Below are 19,077 nucleotides of genomic sequence, written 5' to 3'. Positions count from 1 at the left end.
TGATGACATGACAGGAAGTATTTATGAGTACTCGTTTCTTTTCGCAAGACAAAATTGAGCAACTAAAGAATACCCGGACAGACTTCGCGGTGTATGTGCTGTTGATCGAGCGCCTTCAGAAGTTTGGAGTCAATCCGCATGTAACCTTCCTGAATTCGATTGACGTGGGCGCCGATCTGGTGACCGACGCGATTTCGCTCTACGATGAGACCCTCGGTTGGGTTGAAAAGGAAGCATTGCCTGAGTATGCGGAAAACGCGGCAGTGATATCCCGTCAGCGTTATTCCAGGGAGCCCAAGGACCTGATTGAGGGTCTGACGGTCGTCGACTTCAAGAGCATCCTTGTTGATATCGTCAAGGCGTTGACCGCAGAACCTTCGATCAATCTGTTAAAACGCACTATCAAATCGGTTACGGTCGAAGACGTTCGCGTTGCGCTGCGCGATGCAACCGACGTTAATATTGATGAAGTGTTTTTGACGACGGCGGGGATGTCCGCTGGTGAACTGATCGTTGTTGATTCGAAAAATATCGTTGACGATATTCACAGCAGTTTCCAGCATAACGAGATCCCTTACTATTACGGCGAGGGCGGTGTTTACACCGTGCGCGGTACGCTTGAGGAACAATATCGCCATCCTCAACTAACCAAAAGTGACATCAGTCAAATGGTGATCGCGATCCTTCCTCTATTCCTGGTCTGATCTCGATGGGATCCTGATATCCCATCCGCCAACTAACGGCCCGCGTCGCCGCGAGTAATCGCTGCGCCGCCGGGCCGTTTTCGTCGGCATGGAACAATGAGGTCGGTCCCACGATGGTCATGACCGCCGCCACGTTCCCGACGGCATTGAACACCGGGGCCGATAACGCATCCACGCCCGGCATCAGCAGGCCATGGACATGGTGCAGACCACGGTGGCGGATCTGCTCGCACAACAACGCGTACGTCTGATCGTCCGCCAGCGCATGCGTCTTCACGCTGTGCAGCTCTTGCTCGCGCAGATCGATGGTTTCGCGTTTGGGCAGGAAGGCGCCGAACACCAGCCCGGTTGATGAGCTGAGCAACGGCAGCACCGAGCCCAATTGGGTCACCACGGTCACCGCACGCACTGCCGGCTCGATGTGCACCACCGTCGCGCCCTGATTACCCCACACCGCCAGGAAACAGGTTTCGTTCAGTTCATCGCGCAATTCGGCCAGGGGCAGGGCCCCCACTTTCAACACGTCCATACTGTTGAGTGCGGCCAGGCCAATCCTCAACGCTTCACGACCCAGGCCATAGTGGTTGGTGGCGGGGTCCTGCTCGGCGAAGCCGCTGGCGATCAATGCCTGCAGATAACGATGAACCTTGCTTGCCGGCATCTGCACATGCTCGGCCAGGCGCGACAGCGAAGTCGAAGGCGACAGCTCGGCCAGTGCCTTGAGGATGTCGGTGCCGACCTCGGCCGAGCGGACTTTCTGCTTATCGTTGTTGCGCGGCGTTTCCATGGTGGCGATCTGATCCGTAACGAGTGGGCGTCTTTATAGCTTGACGGTCAATCTCGATCAAATTACGTTAAGCGTAATTGAATTACGATAAAAATAACCCAGGCGTGCCGTGACCTCCGAAGCAGAGCGCACGGCCACTGCCTATTCCCCGTTCAGGAGGCTCCATGGACCTCGATTCAACGGCCTCCGGGCTGACCTATCAGTCGGGCTTTGGCAATGAGTTCAGCAGCGAAGCCTTGCCCGGCGCGCTGCCTGTCGGCCAGAACTCCCCGCAAAAGGCGCCCTACGGCTTGTACACCGAGCTGCTCTCAGGCACTGCATTCACCATGCCCCGCAGTGAAGCACGACGGACCTGGATGTACCGCATCCAGCCTTCCGCGAATCACCCGGCATTCGTCAAACTGGAGCGACAACTGCAAGGCGGTTCGTTGGCTGAAGTGACGCCCAATCGTCTGCGCTGGAATGCTTTGGACATACCCACCGAGCCGACGGATTTCATCGATGGTCTCATCAGCATGGCGGCGAACGCCTGCGGCGATAAACCGGACGGGATCAGCATCCATCAATACTGCGCCAATCGATCGATGCAACGGGTGTTCTTCAACGCCGATGGCGAAATGTTGCTGGTGCCGCAACTGGGTCGACTGCGCATCGTCACCGAACTGGGCGTGCTGGAAGTCGAGCCCCTGGAAATCGTCGTGTTGCCCCGTGGCATGAAATTTCGCGTCGAACTGCTCGACCCGCAGGCGCGTGGCTACGTCGCCGAAAACCACGGCGCGCCGCTGCGTCTGCCGGACCTTGGGCCCATCGGCAGCAACGGCCTGGCCAATGCGCGAGACTTTTTGGCCCCGGTCGCGCATTACGAACACCTCACACAACCGACAGCGCTGGTACAGAAATTCCTCGGTCAGTTGTGGGGTTGCGAGCTTGATCACTCACCACTCAACGTGGTCGCCTGGCACGGCAATAATGTGCCGTATAAATACGATCTGCGCCGCTTCAACACCATTGGCACGGTCAGCTTCGATCACCCGGATCCGTCGATTTTTACCGTGCTCACGTCGCCAACCAGCGTTCATGGTCTGGCCAACCTGGATTTCGTGATCTTCCCGCCACGCTGGATGGTCGCCGAGAAAACCTTCCGACCGCCCTGGTTTCACCGCAACCTGATGAACGAATTCATGGGCCTGATCAAGGGCGAGTACGACGCCAAAGCCGAGGGTTTCGTGCCCGGTGGCGCGTCGCTGCACAGCTGCATGAGCGCCCATGGCCCCGACGGCGAGACCTGCACTCGAGCGATCAACGCCGAGCTGGCCCCGGCGAAAATCGACAACACCATGGCCTTCATGTTCGAGACCAGCCAGGTGCTGCGTCCGAGCCGTTTCGCCCTCGATTGCCCGCAATTGCAAACCCGCTACGACGCTTGCTGGGCCACGCTGCCCGCCACTTTCGACCCGACTCGGAGATAACCCATGACTCAGACTTCCATCCCGCGCAGCTGGGTTGATTCCGCCAACGGCCATACGGATTTCCCACTGCAAAACCTGCCGTTGGGTGTGTTCAGTGTGCAAGGTTGTGCGCCCCGCAGTGGCGTGGCCATTGGCGAGCATATTTTCGATCTTGAAGGGGCGCTTGAAGCCGGTCTGTTCGAGGGGCCGGCAAAAGCCGCCGTCGAAGCCACCCGGGGTGGGCAGCTCAATGCCTTCTTCGAACTGGGGCGCGCGGCCCGTGTTGCATTGCGTGAACGGTTGATCGAGTTGCTCCAGGAAGGCAGCACCCTGCGTGGCAAGATCGAAGCTCAGGGCGCGAAACTCCTGCCACTGGCGGCCGACTGTGCGATGCACCTGCCAGCGAAAATCGGCGACTACACCGACTTCTACGTGGGCATCGAACACGCGCTGAACGTTGGCAAGCTGTTCCGTCCCGACAACCCTTTGTTGCCGAACTACAAACACGTGCCGATTGGTTACCACGGCCGTGCCTCGACCGTTCGTGCATCCGGCACCGATGTGCGTCGACCAAAGGGCCAGACCCTGCCCGCCGGTCAGACCGAGCCCACCTTCGGCCCTTGCGCGCGCCTGGATTACGAGCTCGAGCTGGGCATCTGGATCGGCCAGGGCAATGAAATGGGAGAGTCGATCGCCATCGCCGACGCGGGCGAGCACATCGCCGGATTCTGCCTGCTCAATGACTGGTCGGCGCGGGACATCCAGGCCTGGGAATACCAGCCACTGGGCCCGTTCCTGTCCAAAAGCTTCATCACCAGCGTCTCTCCGTGGGTGGTGACCGCCGAAGCGCTGGAGCCGTTTCGGCGTGCTCAGCCGGCTCGACCGGAAGGAGACCCACAGCCGCTGCCGTACTTGCTGGACAGTCGCGACCAGGCTGCTGGCGCACTGGACATCGAATTGGAAGTGCTGCTGCTCACTGAAAACATGCGTAAACAGAAATTGCCGGCTCATCGCCTGACGTTGAGCAACAGCCAGTACATGTACTGGACCGTGGCGCAAATGGTTGCGCACCACAGCGTCAACGGTTGCCAGTTGCAGGCCGGTGACCTGTTCGGTTCGGGCACGTTGTCGGGTCCTGAATGTGGTCAGTTCGGCAGCCTGCTGGAAATGACCGAGGGGGGTAAGAAACCGATCGAACTCGCCTCTGGCGAAATGCGTAAATTCCTTGAGGACGGCGATGAAATCATCCTGCGCGCTCGTTGCCGCCGGGACGGTTTTGCCTCCATCGGCTTTGGTGAATGCCGCGGCAAAGTGCTGCCGGCGAACTAAGAGGAGCGGGGCATGGAACTCTACACCTACTACCGTTCGACCTCGTCCTACCGGGTGCGGATTGCGCTGGCGCTGAAGGGGCTGGATTACCAGGCATTGCCGATCAACCTCATTGCACCGCCCGGCGGCGAACATCGTCAGTCGGCGTACCTGGGCATCAACCCGCAAGGGCGGGTGCCCGCCCTGCGTACCGATGACGGTGAGCTGCTGATTCAGTCACCGGCCATCATCGAGTACCTGGAGGAGCGTTATCCACAGCCGTCGCTGCTGTCGCAATCCCTCGTCGCCCGTGCCCATGCGCGTGGCGTGGCGGCGGTGATCGGTTGCGACGTGCATCCGTTGCACAACGTCAGCGTGCTCAATCGCCTGCGCCAGTCGGGGCACGATGAAACCCAGGTGACCGAGTGGGTCGGACACTGGATCGAACAGGGCCTGGCGACGGTTGAGCAGTTGATCGGCGATCAAGGGTTCTGCTTTGGCGATGAGCCTGGCCTGGCGGACGTCTACCTGATACCCCAGTTGTACGCGGCGCAACGCTTCAATGTGTCATTGGAGGACTACCCGCGGATTCAACGGGTGGCGGGGTTGGCGGAACATCATCCAGCGTTCATCAAGGCGCATCCGGCGAATCAGCCAGACACCCCCTGACGGACTCTGTTGATTCCCCCTGTGGGAATGGGGGATGCATGCCCAGGGGGATGTGCTCAATGCACGACGGTATTGGGCGGCAAATGCCCCAGCCGTTCCGTCAGGCGAATTCGCTGGATGGGGTCATCGGTCAGCAACAGCGCACGCTCCAGGTCGAAGCGCTCTGCGTTGGGACAGTCCAGCCGCTGGTAAAGACTGGCGCGGGCGAGGTAGTCGGCAGTCGTGCCATTGCCCAGTTCCAGCACACGTTCGGCATCTATCAGCGCAGCGATGTAGTCATCGTGGGACAGGTGCAACTGGCGCAGGTTGCGTGACAATCGCTGCAGCATCTGCACCGGTTCGGCGGTGACCAGGTGCTCGGCGCTGAGTTTCATGTTCGGCCCATACTGGCGTTGCAGCAACTCGCGGCAATCGTTGGGATACAATCGCCGACCACCGCAAGGGTCGATCAAATGGTCGGCCCCGGGAACCCGCAGCAGAAAATGCCCGGGGAAGTTGACCCCGACCAATGGGATTTCCAACCCCCTGGCCAACTCCAGTGCGATCAGCCCCAAGGCCAGCGGCTGACCGCGCCGGCGTTCAAGTACCTTGTCGAGCAATGCCGCCTGTGGGCGCAAGGGCGAAAAATCGTCCTGGGCGAAACCCAGATCGTTCATCCGTCGCAACAGCGGTTGCGCCAACTCACTGACCGGCAGCATCGGTAACCCGTAACTGACGCGCTGTTGCAGGTCACGGAAATTATTCATCACCGTCGTCGGATTCACCTCCCTGTCGTGTTCGACAGCGATCCACAGCGCCGCTTCGAACAGCGCGGGCGGTGATCGTTGCAGACAGTCGAAGAAGTGTTGGCGAGGCGTCATCGAAATCTCCGGGTAATGCCTCGTTTTAGCCTCGTCTGCGGCATACGTCCAGTGGCACGCCGAGTTATGACTGAAACCCTGAACATCGGTCCTGCTTATTCCGGTGCACTCCAGCAATTTTTGCGCGCGAGCCTATACTGGCGACTACAAGAAGTGATTCGGGAGCCGTTACGATGTTCGCTCTCATGCAAAGCACTCGCCTTGAATCGCTGCATCTGAGCGTCGACCCGGCCACCGGGTTGAAGGCGGTCATTGCCATCCATAACAGCCGTCTCGGGCCTGCCCTTGGGGGTTGTCGTTACCTTGCCTATCCCAATGACGAGTCTGCGGTCGAGGATGCCATTCGCCTTGCCCAAGGCATGAGTTACAAGGCCGCGTTGGCCGGGCTGGACCAGGGTGGCGGCGTGGCGGTGATTGTCCGTCCGGCGCATGTGGAAAACCGCGCTGCGCTGTTCGAAGCGTTCGGGCGCTGCATCAACCAGCTCGACGGTCGCTACATCACGGCCATCGACAGCGGAACCTCCGTGGCGGACATGGACTGCATCGCCCAACAAACCCAGCACGTCACCAGCACAACTTCTGCGGGCGACCCTGCGCCTCACGCCGCGATGGGCGTGTTCACCGGCATTCGTGCCACTGCGATGGCGCGTCTGGGCAGCGACAATCTTGAAGGCCTGCGCGTGGCCATCCAGGGCCTGGGCAACGTCGGCTATGCCCTTGCCGAACAACTGCATGCTGCGGGCGCCGAACTGTTGGTCAGCGACATTGACCACGGCAAGGTGCAACTGGCGATGGAGCAGCTCAATGCCCATCCCATTGCCAACGATGCGTTGCTCAGTACCCCGTGCGACATACTTGCGCCGTGCGGCCTGGGCGGCGTGCTCAACAGTCACAGCGTCTCGCAATTGCGTTGTTCGGCGGTGGCCGGCTCGGCGAACAATCAACTGACTCACCTGGAGGTCGCCGATCAACTGGAGCGGCGTGGCATCCTCTACGCGCCGGATTATGTGATCAACTCGGGCGGGTTGATCTACGTGTCGCTCAAGCACCGAGGTGAGCAACTGGCGACCATCACTGCGCATCTGTCGAAGATCAGCTCCAGGCTGACCGAAGTCTTCGCCCACGCCCAGGCGGAAAAACGCTCCCCGGCGCGGGTGGCTGACGAACTGGCGGAAAAAGTCCTTTACCGCCCAGCATGAAAAAGGCCCTGAGCCGGTGGACTCAGGGCCTGTTCAATTCACGTGTTGCTTACTTCGGTGCTTTTGCGGCTTTGGCTGGCTTGGCTGGCGCGGGGGCTTCAGCTTCTTCCACGACGGCTGCCGGTTCTTCGGTGGCTTCGACCGGCGCATGGATCAGCTCGGACAACGCATCCGGTTGGCTCTTGAACGCCTTGGCAAACACCTCGCGGTTCTTCGCCATGTAGATCCCGACTTCATCCACTTGCTGCTCGTTCAGGGATGGAACGGCTTTTTGCAACACTTCAGCCAGCAATTCGGCCAGTTCGAGCATTTTGTCATGACGGTCAGCTTCGGCTTTATCCATGAACAAGCGCTCCAGATCTCGGCTGCTGCGGTATACCACTTCGACGGCCATTCACCACCTCACATGCCTTCACGATAGTTGTCTGTTTCGACCACTGTATTTATATACAGCTAAAAGGATATGCGAATCCCTGCGCTTTGGATAGTGGCTTTTTAACGTAGTGGCCTTTTAATGTAGACCCAAAACACGATTTGTCAGTAGCAGGGCGGGGTGCGACCAAACGCCACGGCGCGCGTTTGAGGGGCGCTCGCCATCATGTGCCGGGCTCTCCTGGCCTTTTTTCTGCATGCAGAACAACCGTCACGTCCAACCCGCATCATCCGCTCCCATCGAGCTAAGGAAAGAAACATCGTGAAAATCAACTGGGCCGAAAACCTGCGGCAGAACGTGCATGGACTGGCCGAGTCCCTGGGCAACCTGTTCGTCGAGAGCTTCCACTATCTGGCGCTGTTTGCCATTGGGGCGGTGACCGCGTGGGCTGCGGTGATGGAGTTTCTGGGGATGCTCGAGAACGGGCACATCAAGATCGACGACATCCTGCTGCTGTTCATCTACCTGGAACTGGGGGCCATGGTCGGGATTTACTTCAAGACCAACCACATGCCCGTGCGATTCCTGATCTACGTGGCGATCACCGCACTGACGCGACTGCTGATCTCCAACGTCTCGCACCACAACCCGCCCGACCTGGGCATCATTTACCTGTGTGGTGGCATTCTGTTGCTCGCCTTCGCGATCCTGGTGGTGCGTTATGCGTCGTCACAATTTCCTTCAATGAAGATCGAGCACCCGCAACGCAAGGTTGGTGCGGGTTCTGCTGAGCACCCGGAAGTGGAAAAAGGCGAACTCTAAAGGCGCATGGCCGGCCGTTGCTGCCCTTGCGTGGGCGGTGGCGGCAGGTTGCGACTGTCACTGTCGGTCATGGCTTCAAGGATGGTCAGGGCGCTGTGGCCCTGTTCGATGGCAATGCCAAACTGAATGCTTTGCACCAGGCGCTTGAGGCGCTTGGGGTCATTGCGCTGTTCGCTGCTGATCATTCGCTTGGCCACGATCCGCCCGTTGTTGGACAGCGTCAGCATGATGCTGCCATCCAATCCCTGGATGCTCAGGTTGATCTGGTAGTCCGGCGCGAATGCATCGGTAATCAATTGAAATGGGTTGTCCATGATGCGTCACCGCCTGATTGAACGTGCAGTTGTTGACCGACCATGCGCGAGTTGGTTCGCACCTACGGACCACCGGACATTCTGCAAGCCCCATGCCTGACACAATCCCTGTAGGAGCGAGCTTGCTCGCGATGGACGCCCTAACCCCGCCGGCTCAAGGGAGAAACGCAAGTATCGACCACTCATCGCCACCCCTTTTCATAGGCATTCATGCGCGCAATGAGCGCCCGATTCAGGGCAGGAAGTGAATTCGGTGAGCGCTTGCGGGGCGGCAGATGTGAGCAATTATGACAGGTGAGTGACTCGACCCAACTCCCGACCTTACCAGCGCTTTTGCCCGTTGTCCGGCTTTTTTTGCGAATGAAAATTTATCTTTTTTTAGGGCTTGAAATGTTTTGCGCGCAGACCGATTGTGTAAGCAAGAGGTCACGGTGACGACGCCCAAGGGCCAGCCGAGGGGCCTCTCGCGAGCTAGCTGAAATAAGGGATGAACTATGCAAATCCAAGTCAACAGCGATAACCATATTCAAAGCAGCATCCGACTGGAGGAGTGGGTACGTACTACCATTGAGAGCACGCTCGAACGTTATGAAGAAGACCTGACACGCGTCGAGGTCCACCTGCGGGACGAGAATGGCGACAAGCCAGGTCCCCACGATATGCGCTGCCAACTGGAAGCGCGGCCAAAAGGCCATCAGCCGGTTTCCGTCACTCACAAAGCCGACACCCTGGAGCAAGCGATCGATGGTGCGGCGGAGAAACTCGAACACGCGCTGGAACACTTGTTCGGCAAGTTGCGCGGTAAGCCACGCGCCGCCGTCGCCCCCCTCGACAACAGGGCCGATGCGCTGCTTGAAGACGAATTTCTCGAGAACGAACAGGCCGCGCTAAACGGCTGATTCAAAGCTCCTTACCTTATCGCCACTCTAAAAAGGGCCTGCATCTGCAGGCCCTTTTTCATGCGCCCACGAATCTCCATTTTGCGTATGAGAATATTTATCATTAATATTGCGCAACACACCCTTTGCAGGAGCGGGCTAGCCCGCTCCTGCAATGAATTCAGCTTTTGAGCACACCACATGAAAGGCAAGGCCCGTTCGCTCCCCATGTCCTATCGCTTGGCCGTCACCTCGCGGGTGCTGGCCGCCGTGCTGGGGGGGTATATCGTCGCCGCGCTCGCCAGCGTCAGCCTCAGTTCATGGGTGCCCATGGCCCGTGCCGACGCGGTGGTCACTGGCATGTTGACCTCGTTCCTGGCCTACCTTGGGGCGGTGATCTGGTGTTTTGCCTGCCGCACGGCGCTGCGAGCCTGGCTCGGGCTGGCGTTGCCATGCGTGATTCTGGCGGTGGTGTCGGGGCTGGCGTATTGGATGGATCGCACATGAAAGAGGGCTTTCGTCAGGCGATGGCCTGGTTGCACACCTGGGCCGGCCTCATCTTCGGCTGGTTGCTGTTCGCGATTTTCCTGACCGGTACGCTGGCTTATTTCAAGGATGAAACCAGCCACTGGATGAAGCCGGAAATTCCCGCACGTTCGGTGAGTTCCGACGTCAGCCTGAACGTGGCGCAGAACTATCTGGAGCAACACGCTGGCGGTGCCTCGCGCTGGCTGATCGAGTTGCCCACTGCCCGCGAGCCCGGCCTTTCGGTGCGCTGGCAGCAGACGCCGACCCAACGCGGCGAGCGCGGCCAGTTCACCGAAAAACACCTTGACCCGCAAACCGGCGCCGAAGTGCAGGGCCGGGAAAGCACCGGCGGCGAGTTTTTCTACCGCTTCCACTTCCAGTTGCAAATGCCTTACCCGTGGGGGCGCTGGCTGTCGACCTTCGCGGCGATGGTGATGTTCGTTGCACTGATCAGTGGAATCATCACCCACAAGAAAATCTTCAAGGATTTCTTCACTTTTCGTCCACGCAAGGGCCAACGAACCTGGCTCGACGGGCACAACGCGGTGGGCGTGCTGGTGCTGCCGTTTCATTTGATGATCACCTACAGCAGCCTGGTGATTTTCATGGTCATGGTCATGCCGGCGAGCATCCTGGTCTCGTACAAAGGTGATGTGCGCGGGTTCTATGACGAATTGTTCCCGGCCTCCACGACCCCCCAGCTGTCTGGTCAGCCTGCTGCACTGACGCCGTTGGCACCGCTGCTGGAAAAGGCTCGCGAGCAGTGGGGCGACGGCCGGGTGGCTCGCCTCACGGTGAACAACCCGGGGGACGCGAGTGCCTCGGTTGTTCTCGTCCGAGACGGTTCGGATCGGGTGGTTCATGACTTTGGCAGCGCGGTGACTTTCCAGGGCGTGAGCGGGCAATTGCTTGGCGCGACGCCGCAAGCCTCGTTGCCCAGAGCGATTGCGGGCAGTTTCTTTGGTTTGCACATGGGCCACTTCGCCGGTCCGCTGATGCGCTGGCTGTACTTCATTTTCGGTCTGTCGGGCACGGCCATGATTGGCACCGGGTTGGTGATCTGGCTCGGCAAACGCCAGCTCAAGCATGCGAAAGCAGCGGCGTTGCCGTTCGAATTGCGCCTGGTACAAATACTGAACATCGCCAGCATGGCCGGCCTGATGCTCGCGGTGGCCGCGTTCTTCTGGGCCAATCGTCTGCTGCCGCTGGGCCTGACTGGACGCGCGGATTGGGAAGTGAATGCGTTTTTCATCGTCTGGGGTTTGAGCGTGCTGCATGCGGTGGTTCGTCCCGGCAGGCAAGCGTGGTTCGAACAATTGGCGCTGGCGGCGGTGCTGTTTGGCGGCGTGCCGTTACTTAATGCGCTGACCACGTCCTATCACCTGGCCGCCACCCTGGCGCAGGGCGATTGGGCCATGGCCGGGTTTGATCTGACCTGTCTGGCCACAGGGGTATTTTTCGCCTGGGCTGCCTGGAAAATGCGACGTGCCGGGCAAGTGGAAGGCGTGAGCCGGCCCCGTGCACAACCGATGGCCCTTGAGCAGGAGGCACACTGATGCTGCTGGCCCTGTTGCTCTGTTATGCCGGTTTCACGGCGCTGTGCCTGGCGATGGATCGGCATCACGTCGAACTGCTGGGGCGCAAGGCATCGTTGCGTCGCCGGCAGGGCCTGCGGCTCGCCGGCTGGCTGTTGCTGGCGCTTTCGTTATGGGCGGCGGTGGCGACCGCTGGATGGGAGTCGGGGCTGGTCGAATGGTGTGCGGTGTTGATGCTCAGCGCGGTGCTGCTGGTGATGTTGATGCCCTATCGTCCGCGTCTGGTGTTGTCATTGGCCGGCCTGAGTCTACTGGCCTGTCCCGTTGCGCTGTTGGCGCAGTGATGAATCGATGATCAGCATTCCTCCAGACTCCCGCGACGACGAACCCGTGGCTGCCCGTGCGCATTTCCTCAAGGTGTTTTTGTCCCAACGCTCGCAGATGGAAGCGTTGGTGAACCGTCGTGTGGGTTGTCGCGCGACGTCGGCGGACCTGGTGCAGGACTTGTTCCTGCGGTTCTGGCGTCGCCCGCTGGTGCAGGTCGAAGAGCTGAGCACCTACCTGTTGCGCTGCGCCGGCAACATCGCCATCGATCATCTGCGCAGCGAAGGCACGCGGGTGCGTGTCAATGAGGGCTGGCAACCGGACGAGCCGCACAGTCATGGCAGTGAACCGCAGGCTGCGCTGGAGGCCGGCAATGATTTACGCCACGTCGAAGCGGCGCTGCGCGCATTGCCCGAGCGTACGCGGCAGATCTTTTTGCTCAATCGCATCCATGGGCGCAAGTACGCTGAAATCGCCAAGGCCATGGGGTTGTCCCAAAGTGCCGTGGAAAAACATATGATGCGCGCCCTCGACGCCTGCAAGGCCAGCCTGCGGGACGATGAACCGCGCATGCCAAGGAAAGCACCGTGAACCAGCTCGACCGCGCCACCCCGACGCCCGCCCAGGAGCAGGCCGCTCTGGCTTGGCTGAGCCTGTTGCACGACCAGCCCACCCGCGGCGATCAGTCGACGTTCAGTCACTGGCTGCAAGCCGATCCAGCCCATGCCGAGGCTTATGCCCAGGCGCAGGTGGTGTGGGAGTTGAGCGAGGAACCGGCGAGGACCTTGGCCGATGAAGAGGCGTTGGCGTTGCAGGGTTACCTCAATGCGATGAATCAGCCGCGCCGCCGCAGCGCTCGACGCTGGTCCGGGGCGCTGGCGATGGCCGCCTGCCTGATGCTGATGATCAGCCTCGGTGCCGGCTGGCAGCCACTGCGTTGGGTCGATGACCTGGGCGCCGATTATGTGTCGGCGCCAGGTGAAGTCCGCACCGTGATCCTGGCGGATCAATCGCAGGTCACGTTGGACGCGGACAGCGCCATCGCCGTGAATTTCAGTGGCGGCGAGCGTCATGTGCAAGTCCGTCGTGGCGCCGGGTTTTTCAGCGTGACCCACACGGGCGAGCCGTTTGTGGTCGATGCTGAAAAAGGCCAGGCGCGGGTGTTGGGTACACAGTTCGAAGTCCGCCTGCATAAGCACGCAACCCAGGTAACGGTGTTGTCCGGACGCGTGGGCGTGACGGCGGCCCCGCACGCCGAACAGCAAATCCTCACGGCGGGCCAACAAGTGGCTTACGGCAAGGGTGTTGCGCAAAAGCTGCAGGCCGTGGACAGCGAAACCCAGTTGGCGTGGCGCCAGGGTTGGCTCAACTATTACAAGGCGACCCTGGCGGAGGTGGTGGGGGATCTGCAGCGCTATTACCCCGGCAGGATTGTGTTGCTCAACGATGAGCTGGCGGCGCGGCGTATCAGTGGCAGCTTCCCGAGCAAGGACCCGCAGGCGGTGTTGGCGTCGTTGCAGGGGGTGATGGGGTTTGGGCAGACGCGGGTGGGCAGCCTGATTATTGTGCGCTGACCCCTGTAGGAGCGAATTTATTCGCGATGGTCGCAAGCGCGCCGCGGGGCGTCAGGGACCCAGCGTCATCATGAACGACCATCGCGAATAAATTCGCACCTACAGGGATGGCGTCCTGACAGGCACCACTGCACTCAAAATATTTTCAAAAAGAGGTGAGGTAAACCCGAGCCCCATCCGTGTAGTGACTGAAACTGCGAGTCATTCGCATCCGTTGCGGTTCTACACAGGTCATTGAGCAATGAAGTCCAGGGCAAAATCGGGTTCGGTCAAACAATGGTTGGGTGCTTCGGCCCTGAGTATTTCGGCGTTGGCATCGCTGCCCCTGAGCGTGGCACTGGCCGCCCAAGCTGGCTCGGCGCAACAGCAGGCGCAATTCAGCTTCGCCATGGTCGCCAAACCGCTGCCCCAGGCCCTTAGCGACTTCAGTCGCGTCACCGGCATCAGCGTGGTCTACACCGATGAAGCGCCTTACGGGCTGAATGCCCCCGCCGTCAGCGGGCGAATGAGTGCCGAGCAGGCGCTGCAGCAATTGCTGGTCGGCTCGAATTTCACCTTCCGCCGCACGGATGCTCATACTTTGGCGCTGGAGCCGCTGCCCACTGCGGGCGCCTTGAATCTGGGCGCCACCACCATCACCTCGACAATGGATCAATCCACAAGCTACCAGCCGCCACCCACCAGCTCGGTGATGCGTTCGTCGGCTTCGCTTCAGGAAATTCCCCAGACCGTCAATGTGATCCCGGCCCAGGTCATTCGTGACCAGGTCCCGCGCAATCTCGACGATGCGCTGGCCAACGTCAGCGGCATCACTCAGGGCAACACGCTGGCCAGCACCCAGGACTCGGTGATGACCCGCGGGTTTGGCGACAACCGCAACGGTTCGATCATGCGCGACGGCATGCCGATCGTGCAGGGCCGTGGCCTCAACGCGACCGTCGACCGGGTCGAAGTGCTCAAGGGCCCGGCCTCCTTGCTCTATGGCATCCAGGACCCAGGCGGCGTGGTCAACATGGTCAGCAAGAAGCCCGAACTTGAGCAGTACAACGCCCTGACCCTGCGCGGCTCGACCTACGGCGACGGCAAAAACGGCAGCGGTGGCAGCCTCGACAGTACCGGTGCCCTGGGAGACACCGGGCTGGCGTATCGGATGGTGCTGGACCATGAAGACGAAGATTACTGGCGCAACTTCGGCACCCATCGTGAGACGCTGATAGCCCCTTCGCTCGCATGGTTCGGCGAAAGCACCAAGCTGCTGTTCGCCTACGAGCACCGCGAGTTCCTCACCCCGTTCGACCGTGGCACGGTGATTGATCCGCGTGACAACCATCCGCTGGACATCTCCCGCGATCGGCGTCTCGACGAGCCGTTCAACAACATGGAAGGGCGCTCGGACTTGTATCACTTCGAGGCCGACCACGAGCTCAACGATAACTGGAAAGCGCATTTCGGCTACAGCTGGAACCGTGAAACCTACGATGCCAGCCAGGTGCGTGTTTCCGCTATCAATGTCAACAATGGAACGCTGACCCGCAGCATGGACGGCACCCAGAACGCGATCAGCACCGACCGTTTCACCACCGCCAGTCTCGAAGGCAAGGTCAATGTGCTGGGCATGCAACATGATCTGGTGTTCGGCGTCGACGACGAATACCGCAAGATCTACCGTGAGGACCTGATCCGCCAGAAAAGCCTGACCACCTTCAGCTACCTCAATCCGGTCTACGGTCGCGAAGTGGCCGGCACCACCGTCAGCCCCGCCGACAGCGCGCAGACGGATGAACTGCGCAGCGATTCGGTGTTCCTGCAGGACTCGATCCACCTGACCGACCAATGGATCCTGGTGGCCGGCGGTCGTTTCCAGGAGTACGACCAGTACGCAGGCAAAGGCGTGCCGTTCAAGGCCAACACCGACAGCAACGGCCAGAAGTGGGTGCCGCGTGCCGGCCTGGTGTATCGCTACACCGACGAGTTGTCGTTCTACGGCAGCTACACCGAGTCGTTCAAGCCCAACTCGACCATCGCGCCCTTGAGCGGCAGCAGTACCGTGCTCGACGGCAGCGTTGCGCCGGAAGAAGCCAAGTCCTGGGAAATCGGTGCCAGACTCGACATGCCCGGGCGCGTGACAGGTAACGTCGCGCTGTTCGACATCAAGAAGCGCAACGTACTGGTGGCCAACTCCGAAGGCCCGGTGACGCTCTACAGCGCGGCGGGCGAAGTGCGTTCACGCGGTCTGGAAGTGGACCTGTCCGGCCAGCTCAGTGATCGCTGGAGCCTGATCGGCAGCTATGCCTACACCGATGCCGAAGTGACCGAAGACCCGACCTACAAAGGCAAGCAGTTGCAGAACGTGGCGAAGAATTCCGGTTCGCTGTCGGCGGTCTACGACTTTGGCACCATCATCGGCGGCGATCAGTTGCGGGTGGGCGCAGGCGCGCGGTATGTCGGCGAGCGCGCAGGTAACGCGGTGAATGATTTCGACCTGCCGAGCTACACCGTGGCTGACGCATTCGCCACCTACGACACGCGGGTAGAGGGGCAGAAGGTCAAGTTTCAGCTCAACGTGAAGAACCTGTTCGATCGCACCTACTACACCTCGGCAGCGAGCCGGTTCTTCGTGTCGATGGGCGATTCGCGGCAGGTGTCGTTGTCCAGTACCCTGGAGTTCTGATCCGGGACCGCACGGCTAACGCAAAAACGCCTGCCGATACTCCCCAGGCGTGCCGCCCAATACCTGGCGAAACCGGTTGGTGAAGTGACTGGCACTGGCAAACCCACACGCCAGGGCAATCTCCCCCAACGGCTGGGAAGTGCTGCGCAGCAACTCCTGCGCACGGCTCATTCGCCGCGCCAGCACATACTGGTGCGGCGGCAGGCCGAAGCTCTCGCGGAACATGCGTGCGAAGTGATACTCCGACAGCGCACACAACCCCGCCAATTGTCCCAGGCTGATGGGCTCGGCCAACCGACTGTCGATGAATTCCACCAGTTGCCGGCGCTGATGTGCCGCCAATCCGCCCTTGAGCCGCAGACCCTCGCGCAGGCCGACCTGGCCCAGCAGTGCGTGGCTGAGCATTTCGTGGGCCAGGCTGCTGGTGAGCAGGCGTTCGCCAGGTTCATCCCAGTTGAGCGTCAGCATCTGGCGAAAACGCAGGGCCTGCTGCGGGTCGTCGAGAAAAGTGCGTTCGCGCAATTGCACTTCCCGCGGCTCTCGATCCAGCATCGTGACGCAGCCGAGGGCGAACTGTTCCTTGCTGAAATAGAGATGAGCCAGGCGAATGTCGCCGTTGATCACCCAGCCGGACTGGTGGTCGGCGGGCAGGATGCACAGCTTGTCCGGGCCGCCCTTGGTGCCTGGCTGGTCACGGCGAAAGGTGCCGGTTCCACCCGCGATGTAGCAAGACAAGGTGTGGTGGGTCGGCGCTTCGTAGTCCTGGGCGTCGTGATGGTTGCTCCACAAGGCTGCAGCCATGCCGTCACCGAACTCGGCGCTGTGCTCCAGGCGAGCATTGGGCGAGCGGTTGAGGGCTTGAAAGACTTGCAGTGATTCCAGTGCGGGCATGATCTGTTCTCCAACGACTTGCATCCTACTCCGTACAGGACAGCCTGCCAGCCCGCCGACCGACAAAAGCGCAAGTTTATGCAAGTGCGAAAACCATGGGCGCAGGACACTGAGCACCTACCTGGGAGTGAGTGTCATGAACCTTTCGCTGTATCTGCTGACCGTGCTGATCTGGGGCACCACCTGGATCGCCCTGAAATGGCAACTGGGCGTGGTGGCTATTCCGGTGTCGATCGTCTATCGCTTCGGCCTGGCGGCGCTGGTGCTTTTCGTCCTGCTGTTGCTCAGTCGCAAGTTGCAAGTGATGAACCGTCGCGGACATCTGATCTGTCTCGCGCAGGGGCTGTGCCTGTTCTGTCTGAACTTCATGTGTTTCCTGACGGCGAGCCAGTGGATCCCCAGCGGACTGGTGGCGGTGGTGTTTTCCACGGCCACGTTGTGGAACGCGTTGAACGCGCGGGTGTTCTTCAAGCAGAACATCGCCCGCAACGTCCTGTTGGGCGGTGTCCTGGGTTTGCTCGGGCTGGGCCTGCTGTTCTGGCCTGAGCTGGTGGGCCACACCGCCAGCCCACAAACGTTGCTAGGCCTGGGGCTCGCGCTGCTTGGGACGCTTTGTTTCTCGGCGGGCAATATGTTGTCGAGCCTGCAACAGAAGGCCGGCCTGAAACCCTTGACCACCAACGCCTGGGGCATGGCCTACGGCGCGACGATGCTGGCGGTGTGGTGTCTGGTCAAGGGCATTCCCTTCGACATGGAATGGAATACGCGCTACATCGGCTCGTTGCTGTATCTGGTGATCCCGGGGTCGGTGATCGGCTTCACCGCCTACCTGACACTGGTCGGGCGCATGGGCCCTGAACGCGCCGCTTATTGCACGGTGCTGTTTCCGGTGGTGGCGCTCAACGTGTCGGCGGTGGTCGAGGGCTACCAATGGACCGCGCCGGCGCTGTCCGGGCTGGCGCTGGTGATGCTGGGCAACGTGCTGGTGTTCCGCAAGCCCCGGGCGCCGATGCCGCAGGGCAATGGCACATTGGCGTGAGCCGCTGCGGATCGAATCCTCGATCCGCAGGAGGACGCAGTATCAGCCTTTCCAGACTTGCGGGTTGACCAGGTCCTGCGGGCGTTCACCCAGCAGGGCGCTGCGCAGGTTGTCCAGCGCGCGATTGGCCATGGCTTCGCGCGTTTCGTGAGTGGCCGAGCCGATGTGCGGCAAGGTCACGGCGTTTTTCAACTGGAACAGTGGAGATTCGGCGAGCGGTTCCTTTTCGTACACATCCAGCCCTGCACCGCGAATCCGGTTGTTTTGCAGCGCTTCGATCAGCGCCGGCTCGTCCACTACAGGGCCTCGTGCGATGTTGATCAGGATGGCGCTGGATTTCATCAGCGCCAGTTCGCGATGGCTGATCAAATGTTTGGTCTTCTCGCTGAGTGGCACCACCAGGCAGACGAAATCGGCTTCGGCCAGCAATTCATCCAGGCTTCGGAACTGCGCGCCGAGTTCCTGCTCCAGCGCGGTCTTGCGACTGTTGCCGCTGTAGAGGATTGGCATGTTGAAGCCCAATCGACCACGACGAGCAACGGCTGCGCCAATGTTGCCCATGCCGACGATGCCCAGGGTCTTGCCGTGTACGTCGGTGCCGAACAGCGGCGCGCCGACCGACGCTTGCCATTGGCCCGCCTTCGTCCAGGCGTCCAGCTCGGCCACCCGACGCGCGCTGCTCATCAGCAGCGCGAAGGCCAGGTCGGCGGTGCTTTCGGTCAGCACGTCGGGGGTGTTGGTCAGCATGATTCCGCGTTCGTTGAAGTAGTCGACGTCATAGTTGTCGTAGCCCACCGACACGCTGGACACCACCTCCAGCTTGCCCGCGTTCTCCAGTTGCGCCCGGCCCAGCTTGCGGCCTACGCCAATCAGGCCATGAGCGTGGGGCAGGGCTTCGTTGAACTGGGCATTGATATCGCCCGTCTTGGGGTTGGGCACAATGACATCGAAATCCTGCTTGAGGTGTTCGATCATTTCAGGGGAGATGCGACTGAAGGCGAGGACGGTCTTTTTCATTGGAAGTGGAGCTCGTCAGACGGTGAGATTGCCAAGCAAGCTAACATTCTTCGACGGGTTTGTGCATGGCTGACATTCACAAACCTCTGTAGGAGCGAGCATGCTCGCGATGGACTCCACAAACACCGCTGGGTGT

The 19,077-nt window shown here is 60.6% G+C and carries 19 protein-coding genes and 1 pseudogene; 14 read left to right on the top strand and 6 right to left on the bottom strand.

Features of this window, described 5'->3' with window-relative positions:
* Nucleotides 1–23 precede the first annotated feature (23 nt).
* Nucleotides 24–704 carry a hypothetical protein gene (locus tag AB4N64_RS20675; protein WP_460117965.1) on the top strand — a complete coding sequence of 227 codons (681 nt, stop codon included), beginning with the start codon at nt 24–26 and terminating at the stop codon, nt 702–704.
* Here AB4N64_RS20675 and AB4N64_RS20670 read toward each other — a convergent pair.
* Nucleotides 661–1,491 (bottom strand): IclR family transcriptional regulator, encoded by an 831-nt coding sequence (locus AB4N64_RS20670; protein WP_460117962.1) that lies wholly within the window; start codon nt 1,489–1,491, stop codon nt 661–663. The genes AB4N64_RS20675 and AB4N64_RS20670 overlap by 44 nt on opposite strands.
* A 164-nt stretch (nt 1,492–1,655) precedes the next feature.
* Between AB4N64_RS20670 and hmgA the strand changes: the two genes are divergently transcribed.
* The 3 genes from hmgA to maiA are packed head-to-tail and all read left to right on the top strand — an operon-like array spanning nt 1,656 to nt 4,916.
* On the top strand, nt 1,656–2,960 hold the full coding sequence (hmgA, locus tag AB4N64_RS20665; protein WP_460117959.1) for a homogentisate 1,2-dioxygenase: 1,305 nt from the start codon (nt 1,656–1,658) through the stop codon (nt 2,958–2,960).
* 3 nt (nt 2,961–2,963) lie between these two features.
* Nucleotides 2,964–4,268: a fumarylacetoacetase gene (gene fahA / locus AB4N64_RS20660; RefSeq protein WP_460117956.1), complete on the top strand. Its 1,305-nt coding sequence runs from the start codon at nt 2,964–2,966 to the stop codon at nt 4,266–4,268.
* Nucleotides 4,269–4,280: 12 nt separating this feature from the next.
* Nucleotides 4,281–4,916, top strand: coding sequence for a maleylacetoacetate isomerase (gene maiA / locus AB4N64_RS20655; protein ID WP_460117954.1), 636 nt, complete (start codon nt 4,281–4,283; stop codon nt 4,914–4,916).
* Between the two features lie 56 nt (nt 4,917–4,972).
* On the opposite strand, the gene AB4N64_RS20650 is transcribed toward maiA, so the two are convergent.
* Complete coding sequence (locus tag AB4N64_RS20650) at nt 4,973–5,776, bottom strand: SirB1 family protein (RefSeq protein ID WP_460117951.1); 804 nt, start codon at nt 5,774–5,776, stop codon at nt 4,973–4,975.
* Between the two features lie 173 nt (nt 5,777–5,949).
* Between AB4N64_RS20650 and AB4N64_RS20645 the strand changes: the two genes are divergently transcribed.
* On the top strand, nt 5,950–6,975 hold the full coding sequence (locus AB4N64_RS20645) for a Glu/Leu/Phe/Val dehydrogenase family protein (RefSeq protein WP_460117949.1): 1,026 nt from the start codon (nt 5,950–5,952) through the stop codon (nt 6,973–6,975).
* A gap of 154 nt (nt 6,976–7,129) precedes the next feature.
* Here AB4N64_RS20645 and AB4N64_RS20640 read toward each other — a convergent pair.
* Nucleotides 7,130–7,369 (bottom strand): annotated as a pseudogene (locus tag AB4N64_RS20640) (YebG family protein); the annotation flags it as partial.
* Nucleotides 7,370–7,669: 300 nt separating this feature from the next.
* Between AB4N64_RS20640 and AB4N64_RS20635 the strand changes: the two are divergent.
* Nucleotides 7,670–8,170 carry a phosphate-starvation-inducible protein PsiE gene (locus AB4N64_RS20635; RefSeq protein ID WP_460117947.1) on the top strand — a complete coding sequence of 167 codons (501 nt, stop codon included), beginning with the start codon at nt 7,670–7,672 and terminating at the stop codon, nt 8,168–8,170.
* Here AB4N64_RS20635 and AB4N64_RS20630 read toward each other — a convergent pair.
* Nucleotides 8,167–8,484: a DUF3509 domain-containing protein gene (locus AB4N64_RS20630; protein WP_460117945.1), complete on the bottom strand. Its 318-nt coding sequence runs from the start codon at nt 8,482–8,484 to the stop codon at nt 8,167–8,169. The genes AB4N64_RS20635 and AB4N64_RS20630 overlap by 4 nt on opposite strands.
* 494 nt (nt 8,485–8,978) lie before the next feature.
* Between AB4N64_RS20630 and AB4N64_RS20625 the strand changes: the two genes are divergently transcribed.
* The 7 genes from AB4N64_RS20625 to AB4N64_RS20595 all read left to right on the top strand — a co-directional run bounded on the left by AB4N64_RS20625 (nt 8,979) and on the right by AB4N64_RS20595 (nt 15,994).
* Nucleotides 8,979–9,383 carry an HPF/RaiA family ribosome-associated protein gene (locus tag AB4N64_RS20625; protein WP_460117943.1) on the top strand — a complete coding sequence of 135 codons (405 nt, stop codon included), beginning with the start codon at nt 8,979–8,981 and terminating at the stop codon, nt 9,381–9,383.
* Between the two features lie 180 nt (nt 9,384–9,563).
* Nucleotides 9,564–9,869, top strand: coding sequence for a DUF3649 domain-containing protein (locus AB4N64_RS20620; protein ID WP_460117941.1), 306 nt, complete (start codon nt 9,564–9,566; stop codon nt 9,867–9,869).
* The gene (locus tag AB4N64_RS20615; RefSeq protein ID WP_460117939.1) at nt 9,866–11,446 is read left to right on the top strand and encodes a PepSY-associated TM helix domain-containing protein; all 1,581 of its coding nucleotides are present in this window, start codon (nt 9,866–9,868) and stop codon (nt 11,444–11,446) included. The genes AB4N64_RS20620 and AB4N64_RS20615 overlap by 4 nt, the downstream gene beginning before the upstream one ends.
* Nucleotides 11,446–11,769 carry a DUF3325 domain-containing protein gene (locus AB4N64_RS20610; RefSeq protein ID WP_460117938.1) on the top strand — a complete coding sequence of 108 codons (324 nt, stop codon included), beginning with the start codon at nt 11,446–11,448 and terminating at the stop codon, nt 11,767–11,769. Before AB4N64_RS20615 ends, AB4N64_RS20610 begins: the two co-directional genes overlap by 1 nt.
* Nucleotides 11,770–11,776: 7 nt before the next feature.
* Nucleotides 11,777–12,340, top strand: coding sequence for an RNA polymerase sigma factor (locus tag AB4N64_RS20605; RefSeq protein WP_460117936.1), 564 nt, complete (start codon nt 11,777–11,779; stop codon nt 12,338–12,340).
* The gene (locus tag AB4N64_RS20600; protein WP_460117934.1) at nt 12,337–13,323 is read left to right on the top strand and encodes a FecR family protein; all 987 of its coding nucleotides are present in this window, start codon (nt 12,337–12,339) and stop codon (nt 13,321–13,323) included. The genes AB4N64_RS20605 and AB4N64_RS20600 overlap by 4 nt, the downstream gene beginning before the upstream one ends.
* Before the next feature lie 241 nt (nt 13,324–13,564).
* On the top strand, nt 13,565–15,994 hold the full coding sequence (locus AB4N64_RS20595; RefSeq protein ID WP_460117932.1) for a TonB-dependent siderophore receptor: 2,430 nt from the start codon (nt 13,565–13,567) through the stop codon (nt 15,992–15,994).
* 15 nt (nt 15,995–16,009) lie between these two features.
* Here AB4N64_RS20595 and AB4N64_RS20590 read toward each other — a convergent pair whose 3' ends face one another.
* Nucleotides 16,010–16,885 carry a helix-turn-helix domain-containing protein gene (locus AB4N64_RS20590; RefSeq protein WP_460126815.1) on the bottom strand — a complete coding sequence of 292 codons (876 nt, stop codon included), beginning with the start codon at nt 16,883–16,885 and terminating at the stop codon, nt 16,010–16,012.
* A 136-nt stretch (nt 16,886–17,021) separates the two neighbouring features.
* Between AB4N64_RS20590 and AB4N64_RS20585 the strand changes: the two genes are divergently transcribed.
* Nucleotides 17,022–17,924 carry a DMT family transporter gene (locus AB4N64_RS20585; protein ID WP_460117931.1) on the top strand — a complete coding sequence of 301 codons (903 nt, stop codon included), beginning with the start codon at nt 17,022–17,024 and terminating at the stop codon, nt 17,922–17,924.
* Nucleotides 17,925–17,966: 42 nt separating this feature from the next.
* On the opposite strand, the gene AB4N64_RS20580 is transcribed toward AB4N64_RS20585, so the two are convergent.
* Entirely contained in the window at nt 17,967–18,941 is a 975-nt protein-coding gene (locus AB4N64_RS20580; RefSeq protein ID WP_460117929.1) for a 2-hydroxyacid dehydrogenase, read from the bottom strand.
* Nucleotides 18,942–19,077: the final 136 nt, after the last annotated feature.

It is taken from the genome of Pseudomonas sp. S2_C03 (assembly GCF_054668405.1).
This window is presented reverse-complemented; position numbering and strand designations above follow the sequence as displayed.